We start from the raw sequence: 20,556 nt of genomic DNA on the forward strand, positions 1-20,556 counted from the left end.
CTGGGAATTTGGCTCCTTTTAGTATTCTTAGTAATAGGAAATACAATATTGCTAGTCGGTTTTATGAAAGTGTTGATTGCACGCACTAAATGCTATAAAAAGCTCAACGAGGACATTTTCTAAAAGAAAGCGAGGAGAACCTTGCTTTTTTTCTTTATGCTGAAAATATGGTATAATGAATAGATAAAATAAAGGTGGTACTTATGGCAAAATTGATTCCTGGGAAGATTCGGACGGAAGGGATTGCTCTTTACGAAGCAGGGAAAATTGAAATTCTTAAAGTGAAAGATCAGATGATTTACAGCCGAGTGGAAAATCACAATCTGCGATATAGTTTGGATGACGAAGCCATTTTTTGCGCCTGTGATTTTTTTCAAAAAAAGAAATACTGTGCTCATCTAGCAGGTTTAGAATATTTTCTTAAAAATGACCCTGAAGGAAAAGTCGTTTTGACTAATCTTGAAGAGGAGCAAACAACTTCAGAAGAAACTCAAACGAAGGTTTCTTTTGGCAGTCTCTTCTTGGATAAAATGCTCCAGACAGAAGAAGTAGCCGTCCGCTATGAACTGTCTGCGGTCGGGCAAGAAGATGATTATACAGGACAATTTTTGTGGACCTTGCGCATCAGTCGTTTACCAGATGAGCGCTCCTATGTTATCCGGGATATTCGTGCTTTTTTAAAGATTGTTGAAAAAGGCGATTATTATCAAATCGGCAAGCACTATTATGAAAAAATGCAATTGGCTGCTTTTGATGAAGCTAGTCAAGAGGTGATCCAGTTTTTACGAGGACTTGTTTCTTATCAGCAAGATCAAGATGCTTCTTTTATCTTTCCAAATGCAGCTAGACATCTTTATTTTCCGTCTAGTCTGTTTGAAGAAGGCGTAAATCGACTCATGAATTTACCGCATTTTCGCTTAGAATACAGTCTTTATGACTATGACAAAGTCTTTTTCCAAGATTTGCATGCTGAAGTAGGAATTTATGATTTTACAGTAGAGGAAAATTTGGATTATTTCGAACTCACCATTACAGAGCAAAATTATAAAATCCTATATGGTGGTGACTTTATTTTTTATGGGGATTATTTCTATCAACTGACAGATCAACAAAAGCGGATGATTCAGGTGATTCGAGAATTACCTGTGGATACCGATCGTAAAAAACGCCTTCAATTTGATACAAGCGATCAAGCAAAACTTGCTTCAGGATTATTAGAATTTGGTAAAGTCGGCTCTATTCACGCACCAGAAAGTTTGATGATTCATACGTTCACTCCGCTGTTTGCTTTCGAGTTATTGGATACTCAGGAAATTCGTCTCAAAATCCAGTTTGACTATGGAAATCGTGTTGTGGATACTCGTTTTAAGTTGGAAGAACTGCCATTTGCCAGCGATTTTCAGTTAGAACAAAGGGTTTTTCAACAAGCTCTGTCTGCTGGCTTTGAAGCAGATTTCACAAGCACCCGTCCGCCATTGCAACCACAAGAGATTTATTCATTTTTTACGTCCATTCTCCCTCGTTTTAGGCGCTTGGGAAGGGTATCTGTGGCAGAAAACCTGACAGCCTTGTACCAAGTGGAAAGACCGGCAGTTTCTGTTCAGACAAATGGTGGCTTGTTGGACATCGGGTTTGATTTTACAAGTATTGACCAAGTGGAAGTGGATGATGCTTTAGAAGCTCTTTTTTCGGCTAATGATTATTTCATTAGTCGCTCTGGCAAGGTGCTCGTTTTTGACGAAGAAACAAAAAGAGTCAGCAAAACCTTACAGGATTTACGAGCTAAAAAAGGAAAAGACGGCATTTTCCAAACGCAGAAGATTGCTGCTTATCAGCTATCTGAATTGTTTAAAGACCAAGAAAAAGTTAGCTTTTCAGAGGAGTTCCGCCATTTAGCCTTTGACTTGACGCATCCAGAGGAGTTTGCGCTACCTACATTAAAAGTGGAAGCAACTTTGCGTGATTACCAAGAAACGGGTGTCAAATGGATGTCTATGCTTCATCGTTACGGATTTGGTGGTATTTTAGCAGATGATATGGGGTTGGGAAAAACCCTTCAAACCATTGCCTTTTTAAGTAGTCAGCTAAAAAAAGAGACCAATGTTTTGATTTTGGCTCCATCTAGTTTGATTTACAATTGGCTGGATGAGTTTGCGAAATTTGCACCAGAAATGGATGTAGCGGTCATTTATGGATTAAAACCAGTCAGAGATAACTTGATTGCAGAAGGTCATCAGGTGATGATTACAAGCTATGCTTCTTTCCGTCAAGATGTTGAAGAATATAGTCAATTGAACTTCGATTATCTCTTTTTAGATGAAGCGCAGGTCATGAAAAATGCACAGACCAAGATTGCTCATCATTTACGAAATTTTGAGGTCAAAAATACCTTTGCTCTTTCTGGAACGCCGATTGAAAATAATCTTGGAGAATTATGGTCTATTTTTCAAATTGTTTTACCAGGATTATTACCTAGCAAAAAGAACTTTTTGAAACTGCCTGCAGAAACTGTCGCTCGTTTTATTAAGCCATTTGTCATGCGGCGAAAGAAAGAAGATGTCTTGCAAGAATTGCCAGATCTCATCGAAGTGTCTTATCGCAATGAATTGGCAGATAGTCAAAAGGCTATCTACCTAGCGCAGTTAAAACAAATGCAGGAGCGCGTGCTTGCTTCTACAGAGGAAGAACTCAATCGCAGCAAAATGGAAATTTTATCCGGCTTGATGCGTTTGCGCCAAATCTGTGATACCCCAGCACTCTTTATGGAAGATTATTATGGAGAGAGTGGTAAATTAGAAAGCCTGCTAGAGCTGCTAGAACAGATTCAGACGGGAAACCACCGTGTGCTCATCTTTTCTCAATTCCGAGGTATGCTAGACATTATCGAAAAAGAATTGAAAAAGATGAAAATGGAGATGTTTAAAATTACAGGCTCCACCCCAGCAAAAGATCGCCAAGAGATGACAAATGCTTTCAACAATGGGGAAGGAGACGCTTTTCTAATCTCCCTAAAAGCTGGTGGCGTTGGCTTAAACCTGACAGGTGCAGATACCGTTATTCTAGTTGACCTTTGGTGGAATCCAGCAGTAGAGTCTCAGGCAATTGGTCGAGCTCACCGTATGGGACAAGAAAGAAATGTAGAAGTCTATCGCCTAATTACGCGAGGCACAATTGAAGAAAAAATCCAAGGATTGCAAGAAAGCAAGCGCCATCTCGTGTCAACTATCCTAGACGGAACGGAGTCGCGCAGCAGCCTAACCGTTGCTGAAATACGAGAAATTCTAGGAATTTCTCCAGAAACACTTGAAAAATAGCATCAATAGTTTATAATGAAGTGTTGAAAGGAATGTGCTAATGAAAGAAAAATCTTTTCCATTGATTTCTGACGATGAAGTCATGCTATCAGAAATGCCGCGTATGAATCTTTACGATGAAAGTGATCTTATCAGCAATATTAATGGTGACTATGTTGATAAAAATTATTTAGAATGGGAACCAATTGTAAAGAAAATTGCAGATAGTCAAGTAAAAGAAGGAAAAGCTTACCAAGCAACTTCAGCTATTCCGTCTGATGAAGTCGCCAAACCTGCCCCAAAAAGCTATGCAGAATTGGCTAGAGAAGAAGCCAGAGCGGATTTGAAAAAGAAACGTTCGGCAGCTTATTTGACATCGGATTTTACGACTAAAAAGCGCCCCTATCCTGCCGTTACGAATGGTAACACAGCTATTTCACATCAACCAACAGCATTTTTCCAAAAGGAAAATGGTAGTGGGTTATCAAAATATAGTCGAAATTTAAAGCAGGATCATTATATTTTAGCAGATATCAAAGTAAATACCTCTTTGCCGAAGGAATCACCCAAAAAAGCTAAAAATAATTATGACTTTTTAAAGACAAGTCAAATTTACAATAAAAAAGAATTGCAAAGCCAAAGAGAGCGTCGGATAGCGCAAGAGCTAAATTTAACACGGCTGGAAGAAAAATAATCGAACGTTGACAAGAGCCAAATATTTTTGTGTGAACTTGGTTTCACTAAATTTAACGCTCTTAGCATTTAAGGAGAAATTATGACAAAAAACTATCATTTTATCGGGATTAAAGGCTCTGGAATGAGTGCCTTAGCATTGATGCTGCATCAAATGGGATATCACGTTCAGGGAAGCGATGTGGAGAAATATTATTTTACACAACGTGGCTTAGAACAAGCAGGGATTAAAATCCTGCCTTTTGACGAAAAAAATCTTCAAGCAGATGTAGAAGTTATTGCAGGAAATGCTTTCCGTCCGGATAATAATCTTGAAATTGCCTACGCCGATGCAAATGGCATTTCTTATAAGCGTTACCATGAATTTCTTGGAATCTTTATGCGTAATTTTGTCAGCATGGGGGTGGCGGGTGCACATGGAAAGACATCAACGACTGGCATGTTAGCACACGTTTTGTCAAATATTACAGATACTAGTTATCTCATCGGTGACGGTACGGGACGTGGCTCTGCAAATGCGAAATACTTTGCATTTGAAGCAGATGAATACGAACGTCATTTTATGCCTTATCATCCTGAATATTCAATTATCACGAATATTGACTTCGACCACCCAGATTATTTCACCAGCTTAGAAGATGTTTTCAATGCTTTTAATGATTATGCTAAGCAAGTTAGCAAAGGGTTATTTGTTTACGGTGAAGACAAAGAATTGCGCCGGGTCACAGCTAACGCTCCTATTTATTACTATGGCTTTAAGGAAGGTAATGACTTTATCGCTCATGACTTACTCCGTTCTACGACAGGCTCTAGCTTTAAAGTTTCTTTCCGTGGGCAAGAATTAGGAGAATTTAAGATTCCTAGCTTTGGTCGCCACAATATCATGAATGCAACAGCAGTCATTGGGCTCTTATACACAGCTGGATTTGACTTAAATTTAGTTCGGGAGCATTTAGTCACTTTTGGTGGTGTGAAACGTCGTTTTACTGAAAAAGTGGTTAATGGGACAACAATAATTGATGATTTTGCGCATCATCCAACTGAAATTATTGCGACTTTGGATGCAGCTCGCCAGAAATATCCAAGTAAAGAAATTGTTGCGATTTTCCAACCACATACTTTTACCAGAACCATTGCACTTTTGGACGAATTTGCCGAAGCCTTGAACCAAGCCGATGCTGTTTATTTGGCGCAAATCTATGGTTCTGCGCGTGAGGTGGATCACGGAGATGTCAAAGTAGAAGATTTAGCTGAAAAAATTATCAAAAAGGCAGAAATTATTACTGTTGACAATGTTTCGCCATTGTTAGAACACCCAAATGCTGTTTATGTTTTCATGGGAGCTGGGGATATTCAGACTTATGAATATTCTTTTGAACGTTTGCTATCCAATTTGACAAGCAATGTCCAGTAATCTAATACCACAAGTCACCCTTCGAGAAGCTTCTTTGGAAGATTGGAAGGCAATCGTTGCGATTGAGGAGGCGAATTTTTCCACAGAAGCAGCTGGTGCAGAAACAATCCAAAAATGGATTGAACAGGGTCAAACGAACTTTTTAATAGCGGAATTAAATGAGAAAATAGCTGGCTACCTTGTAGGGGCAGCCGTTTTTTCACGTCATTTGACAAAGGAAATGATAGACAATTCGTCAAAGTGGCAGCAAGATTCTGATTTTATGACGATTCAGCGCTTATCCATTCATCCAGATTTTAAAGAGCAGGGACTGGGAACTTTGCTTTTAGCTGCTTGCAAAGAAATAGCTGTTGCACAAAATCAAAAAGGTATTCAGTTGGTTTGTTCGGATGAGTTGATTTCTTACTACGAAATGAATGCTTTCATAAACGAAGGAATTTCTGAAAGGGGAGATAGCCATGCTATTTTATATGAATTCGTTTGGGAAAATCCATATTTTAAGGAGGGAAAATGAAGATTAGACAGGCAAATTTATCAGATTTGGATGCTATTACGACTATTGAATGGGAAAACTTTGGACCAGAAGAAGCTCTGAGTCGAGAGATTTTGGAAGCCCATATCCAAAAACTAACAACCAGTTTCTTAGTAGCTGAACGAGACGGTCAGATTTTAGGCTACCTTGAAGGACCTGTTCGTCCAGAACGTCATTTAGTAGATCACTCCTTTACTTCTGAGGTAGAAGATTATAGTCATTTGACAGACCATTATATTTCGTTGACCAGTTTATCTATTGCTAAAAATGCTCAAAATATGGGGTTAGGTAGAAGTTTGTTGAATGCAATGAAGGATATTGCTGTTCGCGACCAGCGTTTGGGAATCAACTTAACCTGTCATGATTATTTGGTCACTTACTATGAAAAACATGGTTTTATCAACGAGGGTGTATCCCAATCTACTTATGCAGGTGAAGTTTGGTATGATATGCTTTGGAAAACTCCCAAATAGTGGAGAAAAGAATTGATTATTCTGTAGGATGCTTGAAAGAAAGGCATTCTCTTATTGCTTTTCTTTACCTTTTAAGATATAATAGTAGGGATATTGAACAAGGAGGTCAACTATTTGGCTGAAGATTCACAAGAAAAAGAAGGGCTGAGTTTTAAAGAACAGATTCTGCGCGACTTGGCTAAAGCAAAGGGAACTGAACAACCAAAACCTGTAGAAGAATCTAATGATTTGCAGGAAAAGTTAGGTTTGGGTCAATCTGTGCTTCCTTCTGCACAGGAAGAAGAGAAAGCAACTGCTTCTGAAAAGGATATACCAAAAGTTCAAAAAGAAGAAAGTGGCGAACCAGAGCCAGCTCCTTTAGAAAGTCCCCTTCCAACCATTGAGCAAATAGAAGCCGAAGCAGTAGCTAGGGAAGAAGAAAAAGAGTTTAATACTCATACGACGAAAGTCCCTGTTTCTTACCCAACCAATCAGGCTGTTGAAGAAACCAAGGTTCCAAAAGAATTAGTTCAACCTGCAGTTTACGGAACGGAGCAAGATACAAAGAAACTTTCTCGTTCAAATCGGACTGCTCAAACGATTAACACGAAGAAGCGTCAAAATAAAATCGCCGGAAAAATCGTCAAAACGGTCTTAATTTTGCTGCTTTTAGGGATTGGTTTAACTGGTTTCTTTGCTTATCGCTATGTTACATCAGCTTTACAACCAGTTGATGCGAAAAATACAAAGTATGTGACGGTTAAGATTCCGACTGGATCGAGCACCAAAGCAATTGGAACGGTCTTGGAAAAAGCTGGTTTGATCAAAAATGCTCAGATTTTTAGCTATTATGCTAAGTTTAAAAACTATGCAGATTTCCAATCGGGTTATTACAATCTGCAAAAGAGCATGAGTTTGGATACGATTGCTAAAAAGCTACAGCAAGGTGGAACGGACACTCCGCAGGATCCCTCAATGGAAAAATTGACCATTCCAGAAGGATATACGATTGACCAAATTGCAAAAACGATTGCGAAGTTGAAGAAAAATAAATTGTCTTCGGATACGTTCTTAAAGAAAGTGCAAGATGATAATTTTATCACTCAGGAAGCTACAAAATATCCAAACTTATTAGGCAATTTAGCTAAAAAAGAGAGCGGTGTTAAGTATCGCTTAGAAGGCTATCTTTTCCCTGCCACTTACAATGTGACAGATAGTACAACAGCTGAAACTCTCATTGATCAAATGTTAGCTGCAATGGATAAGACTATGTCGCGATATTATGATGTTTTAGCAACGAAGAACTTGACGGTGCACGATGTTTTAACAATTGCGTCCTTGGTTGAAAAAGAAGGTTCAACAGATCAAGACCGAAAAAACATCGCAAGTGTCTTTTACAATCGTTTAAATCAAAACATGCCTTTGCAAAGTAATATTGCAATTTTGTATGCTCAAGGGAAGCTTGGTCAAAAGACAACCTTAGCAGAAGACGCTGCGATTGATACTAATATTGATTCGCCTTACAATGTTTATAAAAATACCGGTTTAATGCCTGGTCCTGTAGACAATCCTAGTCTTTCTGCTATTGAAGCGACTGTTAATCCAGCCAAAACGGATTATCTTTACTTCGTAGCCAATACAGAAACAGGAAATGTTTATTTCGCAAATACCTATGAAGAACATGAAAAAAATGTTCAAGAGCATGTTAATAGTAAATTAACACAATCAAGTAGTTCGAATTAAAGAAGCGGGACAAACGTAACTTTTAAAACTTGATTTTGTTCTACTTCTGAGCAATGATGTATAAGTCTAAAAAGATTGCTACAAGTGTATTTTAGACTAGATGAAGAATGCACCTTGCAAAGCAAGCGAATATTAAAAAGAAGCTGGGACGAAAGTTTCCAGCTTCAAAGTATAAAGTATATAGTTATAATAAACCAACGACGCAGCTACTGATTGCTCAAAGCATTGCTTTGAGGTGGCGGATAGAACTTGTAAAGCAAATCTCAAAGTTGTTTGCTTTTCAAGCTCGGTAGAACACTTTTGACAAAAACTTTGTTTTCTTTATCCACCACCTCAACAGTCTGGGAGACTGTTGAGCAACCCTGCGGGGGTGAGACTAGGAACTAAAATTTTCAAGCTGAGTTCTGTCCCACTCCCTCTTTATTTTAAAAATAGAAAGAAGAAAAAATAATGGCAGAAAAAACTTATCCCATGACCCTTGAAGAAAAGGAAAAACTTGAAAAAGAATTAGAAGAACTTAAATTAGTTCGCCGTCCAGAAGTGGTAGAACGTATTAAAATTGCTCGCTCTTATGGAGACTTATCAGAAAATAGTGAGTATGAAGCAGCCAAAGATGAGCAGGCATTTGTTGAAGGACAAATCTCAAGTCTGGAAACCAAGATTCGCTATGCTGAAATTGTAGATAGTGATGCAGTAGCACAAGATGAAGTTGCTATCGGTAAGACCGTTACGATTCAAGAAGTTGGTGAAACGGATGAAGAAGTCTATATGATTGTGGGTGCAGCAGGAGCAGATGCTTTTGCTGGAAAGGTTTCTAATGAAAGTCCTATTGGACAAGCTCTAATTGGCAAGAAAACAGGCGATACTGCTACAGTTGAAACACCTGTGGGCAGTTATGATGTAAAAATCCTAAAAGTCGAAAAAACAGCTTAAAAAATAAAGGATTGGGATAGGTTGATGGCTGCGATAGCAACTATGAAACCTGTCCCAAATTCTTATCTATTCGATACAAAGTTTAGAGGAGAAAAATATGGCTCGTAAATCTCAAGTAATTTTAACTAATATGTGTCTGATTGAAGACGATCAGAATCGCATTGTCATGCAGATTCGTGACCCCAAGATGTATTCTTGGTCAGGAGCAGCTTTACCTGGTGGACATATAGAAGAAAAGGAGAGCCTCCACCAAGCAGTTGTGCGTGAAATTTATGAAGAAACGGGACTAACAATCCATCATCCTAAACTGGTTGGTATGAAACATTGGTACACGGCAGAAGGCATTCGTTATCTGGTCTTTCTTTATCGCACAAATGAATTTTCAGGACATCTCCGCTCATCAGAAGAAGGTGAAGTTAGGTGGGTGGCACGTGAAGAGTTGGACACTCTCGAATTGGCTTATGATTTAAAAAATTTGCTACGTATTTTTGATGACAAATCATTGTCAGAATTGTTTTATAGTGAACGCTTAGAAAATGATTTTGTTCGCGAATTTTGGTAATTTTATGTTTAAATGAGGGCATTCTATTTATTCAGGTGGAGGATTGGATAGGTAGGGTGCCATTTCATAATAGTAAGATGCTTTTCTGATTGAATGGCAAGCAAAAAGCTGGAACGATCGTTCCAGCTTTTTGTTTATCTTGAACGTTGTTTTCCAGCGTTACGATTTTTCTTTTTATTTTGTTTTCTATTTTCAATAACGGCCTGTGCTTGAGGTGTTACATCTTTTTTACGACCAGAATTTTTAATGGCTTTAGGCGGATTATTTTTATATTCTTCAGCTACGCGTTTTCTGAGCTGAGGACGGATGTAATGATTGATAATCAATTGTTGAATAATCATGATGAAACCACCGACTACCCAGTAAAGTGTAACACCTGCTGGAGCTGTGAACGAGAAGATGACAATCATGAGCGGGCTCATGTACATCATTTTCTTCATTTGCTCTTTTTGAACCTCATCAACGCCGACAAGGGTCAAAGCAGATTGAATGAAATACAAAATTCCGACGATAATGGTGAGAAGAATGCTGGCTTTTCCGAGTGGAATTCCTAGGAAGACACTCTTAGCTACTCCTTCAGTGTATTGAGCAGAGAAATAAAGGGCAGAGAAAAATGGTAATTGAATCAGGAGAGGAAGACATCCGATACCTCCGAGCATATTGACACCATTTTCTTTTTGAGCAGCCATGAGTGCTTGCTGAGCAGCCAGTTTTTCTTCTTGTGTTTCCGCATTCTTCATGCGTTCTTGGATTGGCTCAAAAATAGGTTTCAAGTAATTCATCTTTTCTGATTGGTAAGTTGATTTCCAAGACTGATAAAGTCCAAGCGGAAGGATAATCAAGCGGACAATCAAAGTAACAATGATGATGGCAACACCAAAACCAAGCCCCATATTATTAGCAAAATACTGAATGGCAAGGCTCATTGGTCTTCCGATAATATCCCAGACAAATCCAGCAGGCTTACCATTTTTGACTTGTACACATCCTGAGAGTAGCAGAAGCATAGACAGCCCTAACCCTGAGAATAAAATACGATTTAATTTTTTCACGTGTTTGTTTCCTTTTTCTAAAAAATAATACCTTTCTATTCTACTGTTTTTTTCCTAAATATACAATAGTTCTTGAGACCTAATTTGCAATTTTAAAATCTGAATAGGAATCAAAATTAGCCATTGTGACATCTAAATAGCTGACTTTTGAAAATGGCGTTGGTCCTTTGCGGATTTCTTGGATAAATTTTGCCATGAGGGCAGAATTCTTCGCTTGTGCTAAAATCTCTACGGTTCCGTCTTCATTATTCCAGACACGCCCTGTGATACCGCCGATTTCTGTGGCAAGTGTGTAAACACCCCAACGAAAGCCAACTCCTTGCACGCGACCTTGTGCAATCATTCTTACTTTTTGCATGTGAACCTCCTTTTTGTGATATAATAGTTCTATGAATATTATAACCTCAAAAGCGAATAATGTGGTAAAAAATACTAAAAAATTACTTCAAAAAAAATATCGGAAAGACTCATACTTAATTGAGGGCTGGCATTTATTTGAAGAAGCAGTCAATGCACAAGCTAACATTCAGCATATTTTTGTTTTAGAAGAATTTGCCGATAGAGTGCAGGATTTTCCTCAAGTTTATGTAGTGACGGCAGAAATTTTAGCAGATTTAGCTGATTCCAAAACACCGCAGGGCATTGTAGCAGAGCTTGCTTTTGAGGAAGCGACGATTCCTTCAGTTCTCAAAGGAAAATATCTCTTTTTAGAAGATGTGCAGGATCCGGGGAATGTGGGCACGATTATCCGAACAGCTGATGCGGCTGGCTATGACGGGGTATTTATTTCGCAGCATTCAGCAGATATTTACAATCTGAAAACTCTACGCTCCATGCAAGGCAGTCACTTTCATTTGCCTATTTATCGAGTAAAAACAGCAGATTTTCTTGAGCTTGTCAAACAAATACAATTGCCGATCTTGGCAACGACACTTTCAAAAGATTCGATGGATTATCGGGAGTTAGCACCACTGTCGGATTTTGCTCTTGTGTTGGGAAATGAAGGTCAGGGGATTAGTTCTGAAATGGCAGAAGCAGCTGATTACCTCATTCATATTTCGATGAAAGGACGAGCTGAGAGTTTAAATGTCGCCGTGGCAGCAGGCATTCTCATCTTTGCTTTAAGCTAAAATTTAGAAATATATTTATAATTAGAAGCACATGGAGGTGGTTCTATGCTTTATAAAGAAGACAAAGAGTATATGGAGCATGTTGGACAATTGATTGCTCAACCACGCGTCCAGAAATTAAAAACCATAACACACCATATTTATTCCAATCGCTTGGAGCATTCGATTCATGTTAGTTATACGAGTTATAAAATTGCTAAAAAATTAGGTTGGGATGCAAAAAGTACCGCACGTGGCGGACTTCTGCACGATATGTTTTATTATGATTGGCGGGAAACGAAATTTAATAAAAGTCATGCTTGGGTACACCCTCGCTTAGCAGTACGAAATGCACGGAAAGTAACCAATTTAAATAAAGTGGAAGAAGACATCATTATCAAACACATGTGGGGAGCAACATTGGCACCACCACGGTATAAAGAAGGCTATATTGTCACCATGGTGGATAAATACTGGGCGATCAAGGAAGCCATGGCGCCAGTTCGGAAAAGAATGGCTAAAAGAAGACTTTTTCATCGAAAAATGTTAAAATCGTAACATATCATAATAAAGGAGAGAGCTTATGAACAATACAGTTATTCAAGAAAATAGTGGTATCAATAGTTTTTACGCTAAAGTTTATTCATTAGTCGGTATGGGGATTGGCATTTCTGCCCTTGTCTCGGCTTTGATGTTAACAATATTTCAAGATGTGATTTATTCAGTAATAATGGCGAATAGTTGGATTTTTTATTTGGCAATTTTTGCTGAGTTGGTTCTTGTCTGGGTGGCTTCAGGGATGTCTGCCAAAAACAATCCAGCTGCGTTGCCAACTTTTCTAGTTTATTCGGCTTTAAATGGCTTTACGATTAGTTTAGTGTTGGCTCTTTACACACAAGCAACGGTTTTAGCAGCCTTCGTTACTTCTTCAGCGATGTTTTTTGCTATGGCATTGATTGGGAAATTTACCAAAAAAGATCTTTCTGGTCTGGGCAGAGCCTTTATTGCAGGTCTGATTGGAGTTATCATCGCTAGTTTGGTGAATATTTTCCTTAGAAGTTCTGGACTAGATTTCATCATTAGCATTATTAGTGTGATTATCTTTTCTGGATTGATTGCTTGGGATAATCAAAGAATCCGCTATGTCTATGAGCAATCAGGCGGAAATGTAGCGGCTGGTTGGGCAGTTTCACTCGCCTTAAGCCTTTACCTTGATTTTATCAATCTGTTCCTCAGCATTCTTCGTATTTTTGGAAGAGATAATTAAAAGTAAGAATTAGAAGTTGGACTGATTCCAGCTTCTTTTTTTTTATGGCTATGGCTTCTTCTTTTATGATATAATAAAGCAAATGAAAAGAAAGTATGAGACTTGCTATGAAAGAACCATTTCTTAGTCGCGAAAAGTTAGCTGAAATCACAACTCAATTTCCAACTCCATTTCATTTATATGATGAGAAAGGAATTCGTGAGACAGCTCGTGCGCTTCAGAAAGCCTTTTCTTGGAATCAAGGATTTAAAGAGTATTTTGCAGTGAAAGCAACTCCGAATCCGACTATTTTAAAAATCTTGAAAGAAGAAGGTTGTGGAGTAGATTGCGCCAGCTATGTAGAACTTTTGATGAGCCAAAAAGTAGGCTTTTCAGGAAATGACATGATGTTTTCGTCCAATGATACGCCTGCAGAAGAAATACAATTTGCGCGTGAATTGGGAGCTACTATCAATCTTGATGCTTATGAAGATGTTGCATTTTTACAGGAAGTGGCGAGCATTCCAGAAATCATTTCTTGCCGCTATAACCCAGGCGGTGTATTTGAGTTGGGAACAGATATTATGGATTCTCCAGAAGAAGCCAAATTCGGGATGACCAAAGAACAACTCATCCAGGCATTTAAAGATTTAAAAAATTTGGGCGTTAAAAAATTTGGGATTCATGCCTTATTAGCTTCTAATACTGTTACGAATCATTATTATCCTGAATTAGCCCGTCAGCTATTTGAATTAGCCGTTGAGGTCGTAGCTGAGACCAATGTGGACTTGGATTTTATCAATCTTTCAGGCGGAGTAGGCGTTCCTTATCGTCCAGAAGAAAAAGCAAATGACATTTTAGCGATTGGGCAAGGAGTTCGCCGAGTTTATGAGGAAATTTTAATACCTGCAGGTTTAGGAAAGGTTAAAATTTTTACGGAACTGGGACGTTTTATGCTGGCCACTCATGGGTTATTGGTGACGAAAGTATTGCATAAAAAGAAGACTTATCGCACTTACATTGGTGTAGATGCTTCAGCAGTGAACCTGCTGCGTCCTGCTATGTATGGCGCTTATCATCATATTACAAATATGGATCACCCAGACGGACCGACAGAAATAGTGGATGTGGTCGGCAGTCTTTGTGAAAATAATGATAAATTTGCCATTCAGCGCGAACTGCCGATTACCAATATTGGGGATACCTTAGTGATTCACGATACAGGAGCACATGGTTTTTCAATGGGTTATCAGTACAATGCTAAACTTCGTTCAGCTGAAATTTTACTGGAAGAAGACGGCGGTGTACGAATGATTCGGCGTGCTGAAATACCAGAGGATTACTTCGCAACTTTGTATGGCTTTGATTTTGAAAAATAGACAATTTTTGATATAATAAGAAGATGTAAAAAGGGAAAAGAGGATTACATATTTATGAATTTACTATTAGCTATTTTGTTGATTATTCTGGCTTTCTTTGGTGGCATGCTCGCTGGAATGTATCTAGTTCGCAAACAAATTGAAAAAGAATTTGCAGACAATCCACGTTTGAATATTGATGCGGTTCGTACAATGCTATCTGCAAATGGACAAAAACCAAATGAAGCAAAGGTACAACAAGTGTATCGTCAAATTAAAAATCAACAAAAAGCAGCACTTGAAAATGCTAAAAAGAAAAAATAAGCTGTTAAAACAGTATAAAATTTGATTTTTAAAGAGATAACTGAATGGGGATTTGGGCCTTGCACCCAGTCCCTTCTTTAGAAAGAAGAACTTATGGATAATCGACCAATTGGTTTTTTAGACTCAGGCGTGGGCGGTTTGACAGTTGTTCGCGAACTGATGCGGCAGCTTCCACATGAGGAAGTGATTTATATCGGTGATTCTGCACGTGCGCCTTATGGACCAAGACCAGCAGATCAGATTCGCGAATATACATGGCAATTAGTGCAATTTCTTTTAACTAAAAATGTCAAAATGATTGTTCTTGCCTGCAATACAGCTACTGCTGTGGTTTGGGAAGAAATCAAAGAAAAATTGGATATTCCAGTTTTGGGAGTGATTTTACCGGGAGCTAGTGCAGCAATTAAAGCCTCTCAACATGGGACGATTGGCATTATTGGAACGCCAATGACGATTCAATCAGATATTTATCGGCAAAAAATCGAACGTCTCTTACCGGAAGTGGAGGTGACAAGTCTTTCTTGTCCCAAGTTTGTCCCACTGGTAGAGTCTAACGAGCTGTCGTCTAGCATTACGAAAAAAGTGGTCTATGAGAGCTTGATGCCGTTAAAAGGCAAGGTAGATACTTTAGTGCTAGGCTGTACGCATTATCCTTTACTAAAACCAATCATTCAAAATGTAATGGGACCAACAGTGAAACTGATTGATAGTGGAGCAGAATGCGTGCGGGACATTTCTGTTTTGCTCAATTATTTTGAAATCAATCACAGCAGAGAAGGAGAACTTCCTCAACACCGCTTTTTTACCACAGCAAATGCAAAAAGTTTTGCTGAAATTGCAGAAACGTGGTTAAATAAAGAAATAAATGTGGAGCATGTGACCTTATGAGTAGCAAAATTTATGAGTATAAAGATACCCAAGATTGGTATGTTGGAGAATGGTCTCCCTATGGCGGTGGATTCTATTTTAAAGACGTCGTTTCAGAAGAACTGAGTCGCATGGTAGAAGAGCTCCGTCAATTAGTAGTTGAAGAGCAGTCTTTTTCTGTTGCAGTGATTCAATATAACTCCATAATGTCTTTTGTTCAATTTGTCCTGCAAATGATTAATGAAAATCAAGATTCACAGTTTCAGGCGCAATTTCATAAAGGTGCTATTCTGATTACGGAAAAAGGACAGTTAGTTTTAGTGCATTTGCCTAAAAATGGGATTCAGCTGAATGATTTCTTTTCTCAGAAAAACTTGTCAGGTTTGACAGTAGGAGATACGATTTTAGTCGCTACTCGCAATGAAGGAAAAACTGCTGAATTTCGTAAAATATTTGAAAAATTAGGCTACAAAATTGAAAACCTGAATGACTACCCTGATTTGCCAGAGGTAGCAGAAACTGGGATGACTTTTGAAGAAAATGCTCGTTTGAAAGCAGAGACCATTTCTAAGCTGACTGGCAAAATGGTATTGGCGGATGACTCAGGCTTAAAAGTGGATGCACTAGGTGGTCTTCCTGGAGTTTGGTCTGCTCGCTTTGCTGGAAATGATGCAACAGACTTAGAAAACAATGCAAAATTGCTGCATGAATTGGCAATGGTTTTTGAATTGAAAGACCGCTCAGCACAATTTCATACAACTCTTGTAGTGGCAAGTCCTGACAAAGAAAGTCTAGTCGTGGAGGCTGATTGGCCAGGCTATATCAATTTTGAGCCAAAAGGTGAAAATGGATTTGGCTATGATCCTTTATTTTTAGTAGGTGAAACAGGCAAAACATCTGCAGAATTAACAATGGAAGAAAAAAACGCTCAATCACATCGAGCTCAAGCAGTTCAAAAATTAGTGGAGGTATTTCCAACATGGCAAAACAAACCATCATCGTAATGAGTGATTCTCATGGAGATCGTGCTATTGTAGAAGAGATAAAGACCTATTATCTCGGAAAAGTAGATGCTATTTTTCATAATGGTGATTCTGAGCTGCCAAGTGATGACGAAGTGTGGCAAGGAATTTACGTTGTAGCTGGGAACATGGATTTCTATGATGGTTATCCAGATCGCTTAGTGACAGACTTAAACGGCACCATTATTGCGCAAACTCACGGACATCTTCAACAGATCAATTTTGGTTTTCAAAAATTGGACCTCTGGGCACAAGAGGTAAATGCAGATATTTGTTTGTATGGGCATTTACATATTCCAGATGCGTGGATGGAAGGAAAAACGCTCTTTTTAAATCCAGGCTCTATCAGCCAACCGCGCGGTGTTATCAATGAGCGACTTTATGCTAAGGTAGAGATTAGTGATGATGCATTTCAAGTGGACTATTATACGCGTCAACACGAACTGTATTCTCGCCTATCAAAGGAGTTTACTCGATGATTGCCAAAGAATTTGAAGATTTTCTCTTACAGCAAGAAGATACTTTTTTAACACCGGCAGAAAACTTGGCTGTTTTAATTGATACTCACAATGCTGATCATGCTATTTTGTTGTTAAGTCAGATGACCTACTCACGAGTACCCGTGGTGACAGATCAGAAAAAGTTTGTTGGCACCATTTCGCTAACAGATATCTTGTCTTATCAGATGCAGCACGAAATTCCTGATGAGGAATTTATGACAACGGATATTGTTCACATGGCGAAAAAAGATGACCTGACAGTCGGTCCAGATTTTACATTGACAGAAGTGCTGCATAAGTTAGTAGATGAGTCCTTCTTGCCAGTCGTTGATCAGGACAATACATTTCAAGGAATTATTACACGCAAGTCTATCCTAAAAGCAGTTAATGCTCTTTTGCATAGTTTTGCGAATGAATATGAGATTCATCCAAAATGAAAGAAGAAATAACAACCTTTTTAGAAGGAAAAAATTTATCTGACAATTCAAAAACAGCTTATTTTTATGATTTGGAGCAATTCGTAGATGTGACCCATGCAAAAATTACAGAGACCAATCTGCGGATTTACCAAGCTTCTATCGCTGACTTTAAACCTTCTGTTCAGAAACGAAAATTATCTGCTGTCAATCAATTTTTGCATTATTTATATAAGCAACGATTGATTTCAGACTTTTATCGTTTGGAGTTGCCAAAAGTGGGAATCCCGAAAGAACACGATGCGGAAATTTTGGATTTGTCTGATTTTTATGCAGATACAAATCAATACAACGGTCGCTTGATTGCGCTTCTCATTTTAGAAATGGGGCTTTTACCAAGCGAAATTTTGCAGTTGAAAGTAGCAGATGTCAATCTGGATTTTCAGATTATTCGCATTGAGAAAGCAGGTCAAAAGCGCATTGTGCCCATTCCAGACCAATTGATTGGAGAATTGGAAACAACTCTGGAAGGAACTTACTTGTTAGAAAAGAATGGAAAAAGCTATTCGCGGCAATGGGGCTTTCGTCAATTAGAGGCTTTTTTGATTGAAAAAAATCAAGCTACTTTATCAGCTCAGGGTTTGCGGGAGCAATATATTTTACGCCAGCGAGAAAAAGGCGTAGAAATATATGAAATTGCGCGCAATTTAGGCTTGAAAACAATGATGACGTTGGAAAAATACAGATAATGGACATAAAAATTAAAGATTTTGAAGGCCCATTGGACTTATTGCTTCATTTGGTGTCAAGATACCAAATGGATATCTATGATGTGCCGATTACAGAGGTTATTGAGCAATATCTGGCTTACGTAGCGACGCTTCAAGCTATGAAGTTAGAAGTGACGGGTGAATACATGGTAATGGCAAGTCAGCTCATGTTGATTAAAAGCCGAAAACTCTTACCCAAAGTAGCTGATAGCTTAGAAACTGAAGAAGATTTGGAGCAAGATTTGCTTTCTCAAATTGAGGAATATCGGAAATTCAAATTGTTAGGTGAGAAAATGGCGGAGCAACATGAAGAACGAGCTCTTTATTATTCCAAACCTAAAATTGAATTGGTGTATGAAGATGCAACATTGCTCCATGATAAGACAACGATTGATTTATTTTTGGCTTTTTCTAAATTGATGACGCAAAAAAGAGAAGAATTTGCTCAAAGTCATACAACGATTGTCAAAGATGAATATAAAATCGAAGACATGATGGATGTGATACGTGATCGCTGTCATTCTCAGGAAAAAATAGCTCTGCAAGCCATTTTTTCAGAAACAAAAGATATGAACGAAGTGATTACCTTATTTTTAGCGACATTGGAACTAGTAAAAGTCCAAGAAATCCAAGTAATGCAGGAAGAAAATTTTGGGAATATTTATCTAATAGGAAAAAGAAATGAGTAAGTTAGCAGAGATTGAAGCCCTGCTCTTTGTGGCGGGCGAGGACGGCTTGCGTGTCCGTCAACTGGCAGAGCTCCTCTCTATGCCTCCTACGGGAGTGACACAGAGTTTGGAGAAATTGGCAGAAAAGTATCAAAAAGATGAAGATTCAAGTCTTGCCTTGTTAGAGACGTCGAATACTTATAAAATTGTTACCAAGCAAGATTTTGCTGAATTGTTGCGGGAATATTCAAAAGCCCCTATCAATCAAAGTTTATCAAGAGCTGCCTTGGAAACTTTGTCCATTATTGCTTATAAGCAGCCCATTACGAGAATGGAAGTGGATGAGATTCGTGGGGTCAATTCTAGTGGTGCGATTTCAAAGTTGCAGATATTTGACTTGATTCGTGAAAATGGAAAAAAAGAAGTGCTAGGGCGCCCAAATCTTTATGTGACAACGGATTATTTTTTGGATTATATGGGAATCAATAGCTTAGAAGAATTGCCAATAGTAGAAGAGACAGAGTTAATGGCAGAAGAAAGTCAGCTATTTACTGAAAGGATAGAGGATGAGAATCAATAAATATATTGCCCATGCTGGGATTGCGAGCCGTAGAAAGGCAGAAGAGTTGATAAAACAAGGGCTTGTCACTGTGAATGGACAAGTTGTTCGTGAGTTGGCGACGACGATTAAGTCAGGTGATCGTGTTGAGGTCAGTGGTCAGCCGATTTACAATGAAGAAAAAGTGTACTATCTCTTAAATAAGCCACGCGGTGTCATTTCCAGTGTGACAGATGACAAAGGTCGCCCAACGGTGGTTGATTTGTTGCCAAATGTCACAGAGAGAATCTATCCAGTTGGTCGACTTGATTGGGATACGTCAGGTGCTTTGATTTTGACAAATGATGGCGATTTTACAGATGAGATGATTCATCCGCGAAATGAAATTGATAAGGTCTATGTAGCTCGTGTCAAGGGGGTGGCTGATAAAGAAGTTCTCCGTCCCTTGACCAAAGGTGTGGAAGTTGATGGCAAAAAAACCAAACCAGCGGTTTACGAAATTCTGAAAGTAGACCCGGTTAAGAATCGTTCGGTTGTTCAGTTGACCATTCATGAAGGACGAAATCACCAAGTGAAAAAGATGTTTGAAGCTGTTGGTTTGCAAGTAGATAAACTTTCTCGTACGCAATTTGGTCATTTGAATTTAACTGGTCTTCGTCCGGGTGAAGCTCGCCGTCTCAATAAAAAAGAGGTCAGCCAGTTACATAACCTAGCTGTGACGAAGAAAAAATGATGAAAAAAATCTTTATCGAACCAGTGCGTTTTTATCAAAAGTTTATCTCGCCAGCCTTTCCACCTTCTTGTCGCTATCAGCCGACTTGCTCAAATTACATGATTCAAGCGATTGAAAAGCACGGTGCTAAAGGTGTCTTAATGGGAATTGCACGTATTTTGCGTTGTCATCCTTGGGTAGAAGGAGGAGATGATCCTGTACCAGATGTTTTTAGCTTGAAGCGCAATTATGCAGAAGACAAAGAAAGAGGTTGAGACGCATCCTCTATAAAGAGGTCAACCAGAGATTCTTTATAAAATACTATAACTTA

24 protein-coding genes are annotated in these 20,556 nt (G+C 38.6%); 22 read left to right on the top strand and 2 right to left on the bottom strand.

All coding sequences use genetic code 11. From position 1 onward, the window contains the following. The first annotated feature begins 203 nt into the window (after positions 1–203). From IYQ91_RS06055 to IYQ91_RS06090, 8 genes are all read left to right on the top strand, one after another. On the top strand, positions 204–3,314 hold the full coding sequence (locus IYQ91_RS06055; RefSeq protein ID WP_195673356.1) for a DEAD/DEAH box helicase: 3,111 nt from the start codon (positions 204–206) through the stop codon (positions 3,312–3,314). A 40-nt stretch (positions 3,315–3,354) separates the two neighbouring features. Beyond that, a complete protein-coding gene (locus IYQ91_RS06060; protein ID WP_195673357.1) occupies positions 3,355–3,987 on the top strand; it encodes a cystathionine gamma-synthase in 633 nt (210 codons plus the stop codon). An 81-nt stretch (positions 3,988–4,068) separates the two neighbouring features. Further along, the gene (murC, locus tag IYQ91_RS06065) at positions 4,069–5,400 is read left to right on the top strand and encodes a UDP-N-acetylmuramate--L-alanine ligase (RefSeq protein WP_195673358.1); all 1,332 of its coding nucleotides are present in this window, start codon (positions 4,069–4,071) and stop codon (positions 5,398–5,400) included. Next, positions 5,390–5,914 (top strand): GNAT family N-acetyltransferase, encoded by a 525-nt coding sequence (locus IYQ91_RS06070; protein ID WP_195673359.1) that lies wholly within the window; start codon positions 5,390–5,392, stop codon positions 5,912–5,914. Before murC ends, IYQ91_RS06070 begins: the two co-directional genes overlap by 11 nt. Further along, entirely contained in the window at positions 5,911–6,405 is a 495-nt protein-coding gene (locus IYQ91_RS06075) for a GNAT family N-acetyltransferase (protein ID WP_195673360.1), read from the top strand. The genes IYQ91_RS06070 and IYQ91_RS06075 overlap by 4 nt, the downstream gene beginning before the upstream one ends. A gap of 114 nt (positions 6,406–6,519) precedes the next feature. Further along, positions 6,520–8,127 carry an endolytic transglycosylase MltG gene (gene mltG / locus IYQ91_RS06080; protein ID WP_195673361.1) on the top strand — a complete coding sequence of 536 codons (1,608 nt, stop codon included), beginning with the start codon at positions 6,520–6,522 and terminating at the stop codon, positions 8,125–8,127. Between the two features lie 450 nt (positions 8,128–8,577). Continuing rightward, positions 8,578–9,060, top strand: coding sequence for a transcription elongation factor GreA (greA, locus tag IYQ91_RS06085; RefSeq protein WP_003023612.1), 483 nt, complete (start codon positions 8,578–8,580; stop codon positions 9,058–9,060). A 97-nt stretch (positions 9,061–9,157) separates the two neighbouring features. Continuing rightward, entirely contained in the window at positions 9,158–9,622 is a 465-nt protein-coding gene (locus tag IYQ91_RS06090) for an 8-oxo-dGTP diphosphatase (RefSeq protein ID WP_195673362.1), read from the top strand. 134 nt (positions 9,623–9,756) lie between these two features. Here IYQ91_RS06090 and yidC read toward each other — a convergent pair whose 3' ends face one another. Together yidC and IYQ91_RS06100 are read right to left on the bottom strand one after the other, a co-directional pair. Next, the gene (yidC, locus tag IYQ91_RS06095) at positions 9,757–10,674 is read right to left on the bottom strand and encodes a membrane protein insertase YidC (protein ID WP_022526595.1); all 918 of its coding nucleotides are present in this window, start codon (positions 10,672–10,674) and stop codon (positions 9,757–9,759) included. 79 nt (positions 10,675–10,753) lie between these two features. Then, positions 10,754–11,032, bottom strand: a complete 279-nt coding sequence (locus IYQ91_RS06100; protein ID WP_195673363.1) for an acylphosphatase — start codon at positions 11,030–11,032, stop codon at positions 10,754–10,756. Positions 11,033–11,063: 31 nt separating this feature from the next. On the opposite strand from IYQ91_RS06100, the gene IYQ91_RS06105 reads away from it, so the two are divergent. From IYQ91_RS06105 to yidD, 14 genes are all read left to right on the top strand, one after another. Then, complete coding sequence (locus IYQ91_RS06105; protein ID WP_195673364.1) at positions 11,064–11,804, top strand: TrmH family RNA methyltransferase; 741 nt, start codon at positions 11,064–11,066, stop codon at positions 11,802–11,804. A 45-nt stretch (positions 11,805–11,849) separates the two neighbouring features. Further along, positions 11,850–12,341, top strand: coding sequence for an HDIG domain-containing metalloprotein (locus tag IYQ91_RS06110; protein WP_003029959.1), 492 nt, complete (start codon positions 11,850–11,852; stop codon positions 12,339–12,341). Positions 12,342–12,366: 25 nt separating this feature from the next. After that, entirely contained in the window at positions 12,367–13,050 is a 684-nt protein-coding gene (locus tag IYQ91_RS06115; protein WP_003029961.1) for a Bax inhibitor-1/YccA family protein, read from the top strand. Between the two features lie 107 nt (positions 13,051–13,157). Next, entirely contained in the window at positions 13,158–14,408 is a 1,251-nt protein-coding gene (locus IYQ91_RS06120) for a diaminopimelate decarboxylase (protein WP_021001962.1), read from the top strand. A gap of 54 nt (positions 14,409–14,462) precedes the next feature. Further along, entirely contained in the window at positions 14,463–14,711 is a 249-nt protein-coding gene (locus tag IYQ91_RS06125) for a YneF family protein (protein WP_003023631.1), read from the top strand. Between the two features lie 93 nt (positions 14,712–14,804). Next, a complete protein-coding gene (gene racE / locus IYQ91_RS06130) occupies positions 14,805–15,599 on the top strand; it encodes a glutamate racemase (protein ID WP_003038626.1) in 795 nt (264 codons plus the stop codon). After that, a complete protein-coding gene (locus IYQ91_RS06135) occupies positions 15,596–16,582 on the top strand; it encodes a nucleoside-triphosphate diphosphatase (RefSeq protein WP_195673365.1) in 987 nt (328 codons plus the stop codon). The genes racE and IYQ91_RS06135 overlap by 4 nt, the downstream gene beginning before the upstream one ends. Next, positions 16,558–17,079, top strand: a complete 522-nt coding sequence (locus IYQ91_RS06140) for a metallophosphoesterase (RefSeq protein WP_106382441.1) — start codon at positions 16,558–16,560, stop codon at positions 17,077–17,079. Before IYQ91_RS06135 ends, IYQ91_RS06140 begins: the two co-directional genes overlap by 25 nt. Next, positions 17,076–17,537 carry a cyclic-di-AMP-binding protein CbpB gene (cbpB, locus tag IYQ91_RS06145; protein WP_003023640.1) on the top strand — a complete coding sequence of 154 codons (462 nt, stop codon included), beginning with the start codon at positions 17,076–17,078 and terminating at the stop codon, positions 17,535–17,537. The genes IYQ91_RS06140 and cbpB overlap by 4 nt, the downstream gene beginning before the upstream one ends. Next, a complete protein-coding gene (gene xerD / locus IYQ91_RS06150; RefSeq protein WP_022526603.1) occupies positions 17,534–18,265 on the top strand; it encodes a site-specific tyrosine recombinase XerD in 732 nt (243 codons plus the stop codon). Before cbpB ends, xerD begins: the two co-directional genes overlap by 4 nt. Continuing rightward, on the top strand, positions 18,265–18,975 hold the full coding sequence (locus IYQ91_RS06155) for a segregation/condensation protein A (RefSeq protein ID WP_195673366.1): 711 nt from the start codon (positions 18,265–18,267) through the stop codon (positions 18,973–18,975). Before xerD ends, IYQ91_RS06155 begins: the two co-directional genes overlap by 1 nt. Continuing rightward, entirely contained in the window at positions 18,968–19,534 is a 567-nt protein-coding gene (scpB, locus tag IYQ91_RS06160; protein ID WP_117644233.1) for an SMC-Scp complex subunit ScpB, read from the top strand. The genes IYQ91_RS06155 and scpB overlap by 8 nt, the downstream gene beginning before the upstream one ends. After that, complete coding sequence (locus IYQ91_RS06165) at positions 19,521–20,246, top strand: pseudouridine synthase (RefSeq protein ID WP_003023648.1); 726 nt, start codon at positions 19,521–19,523, stop codon at positions 20,244–20,246. Before scpB ends, IYQ91_RS06165 begins: the two co-directional genes overlap by 14 nt. Continuing rightward, on the top strand, positions 20,246–20,500 hold the full coding sequence (yidD, locus tag IYQ91_RS06170; RefSeq protein ID WP_195673403.1) for a membrane protein insertion efficiency factor YidD: 255 nt from the start codon (positions 20,246–20,248) through the stop codon (positions 20,498–20,500). Before IYQ91_RS06165 ends, yidD begins: the two co-directional genes overlap by 1 nt. Positions 20,501–20,556: the final 56 nt, after the last annotated feature.

This window comes from Streptococcus sp. HF-2466, assembly GCF_015594645.1.
Lineage (GTDB): Bacteria > Bacillota > Bacilli > Lactobacillales > Streptococcaceae > Streptococcus > Streptococcus anginosus.

What these genes read in the sequence shown, in the direction of transcription:
- IYQ91_RS06055 (WP_195673356.1), top strand. Translation starts at nt 204, where the DNA reads ATGGCAAAATTGATTCCTGGGAAGATTCGGACGGAAGGGATTGCTCTT.
- IYQ91_RS06060 (WP_195673357.1), top strand. Translation starts at nt 3,355, where the DNA reads ATGAAAGAAAAATCTTTTCCATTGATTTCTGACGATGAAGTCATGCTA.
- murC (WP_195673358.1), top strand. Translation starts at nt 4,069, where the DNA reads ATGACAAAAAACTATCATTTTATCGGGATTAAAGGCTCTGGAATGAGT.
- IYQ91_RS06070 (WP_195673359.1), top strand. Translation starts at nt 5,390, where the DNA reads ATGTCCAGTAATCTAATACCACAAGTCACCCTTCGAGAAGCTTCTTTG.
- IYQ91_RS06075 (WP_195673360.1), top strand. Translation starts at nt 5,911, where the DNA reads ATGAAGATTAGACAGGCAAATTTATCAGATTTGGATGCTATTACGACT.
- greA (WP_003023612.1), top strand. Translation starts at nt 8,578, where the DNA reads ATGGCAGAAAAAACTTATCCCATGACCCTTGAAGAAAAGGAAAAACTT.
- IYQ91_RS06090 (WP_195673362.1), top strand. Translation starts at nt 9,158, where the DNA reads ATGGCTCGTAAATCTCAAGTAATTTTAACTAATATGTGTCTGATTGAA.
- IYQ91_RS06100 (WP_195673363.1), bottom strand. Translation starts at nt 11,032, where the DNA reads ATGCAAAAAGTAAGAATGATTGCACAAGGTCGCGTGCAAGGAGTTGGC.
- IYQ91_RS06105 (WP_195673364.1), top strand. Translation starts at nt 11,064, where the DNA reads ATGAATATTATAACCTCAAAAGCGAATAATGTGGTAAAAAATACTAAA.
- IYQ91_RS06110 (WP_003029959.1), top strand. Translation starts at nt 11,850, where the DNA reads ATGCTTTATAAAGAAGACAAAGAGTATATGGAGCATGTTGGACAATTG.
- IYQ91_RS06115 (WP_003029961.1), top strand. Translation starts at nt 12,367, where the DNA reads ATGAACAATACAGTTATTCAAGAAAATAGTGGTATCAATAGTTTTTAC.
- IYQ91_RS06120 (WP_021001962.1), top strand. Translation starts at nt 13,158, where the DNA reads ATGAAAGAACCATTTCTTAGTCGCGAAAAGTTAGCTGAAATCACAACT.
- IYQ91_RS06125 (WP_003023631.1), top strand. Translation starts at nt 14,463, where the DNA reads ATGAATTTACTATTAGCTATTTTGTTGATTATTCTGGCTTTCTTTGGT.
- racE (WP_003038626.1), top strand. Translation starts at nt 14,805, where the DNA reads ATGGATAATCGACCAATTGGTTTTTTAGACTCAGGCGTGGGCGGTTTG.
- IYQ91_RS06135 (WP_195673365.1), top strand. Translation starts at nt 15,596, where the DNA reads ATGAGTAGCAAAATTTATGAGTATAAAGATACCCAAGATTGGTATGTT.
- IYQ91_RS06140 (WP_106382441.1), top strand. Translation starts at nt 16,558, where the DNA reads ATGGCAAAACAAACCATCATCGTAATGAGTGATTCTCATGGAGATCGT.
- cbpB (WP_003023640.1), top strand. Translation starts at nt 17,076, where the DNA reads ATGATTGCCAAAGAATTTGAAGATTTTCTCTTACAGCAAGAAGATACT.
- xerD (WP_022526603.1), top strand. Translation starts at nt 17,534, where the DNA reads ATGAAAGAAGAAATAACAACCTTTTTAGAAGGAAAAAATTTATCTGAC.
- IYQ91_RS06155 (WP_195673366.1), top strand. Translation starts at nt 18,265, where the DNA reads ATGGACATAAAAATTAAAGATTTTGAAGGCCCATTGGACTTATTGCTT.
- scpB (WP_117644233.1), top strand. Translation starts at nt 18,968, where the DNA reads ATGAGTAAGTTAGCAGAGATTGAAGCCCTGCTCTTTGTGGCGGGCGAG.
- IYQ91_RS06165 (WP_003023648.1), top strand. Translation starts at nt 19,521, where the DNA reads ATGAGAATCAATAAATATATTGCCCATGCTGGGATTGCGAGCCGTAGA.
- yidD (WP_195673403.1), top strand. Translation starts at nt 20,246, where the DNA reads ATGAAAAAAATCTTTATCGAACCAGTGCGTTTTTATCAAAAGTTTATC.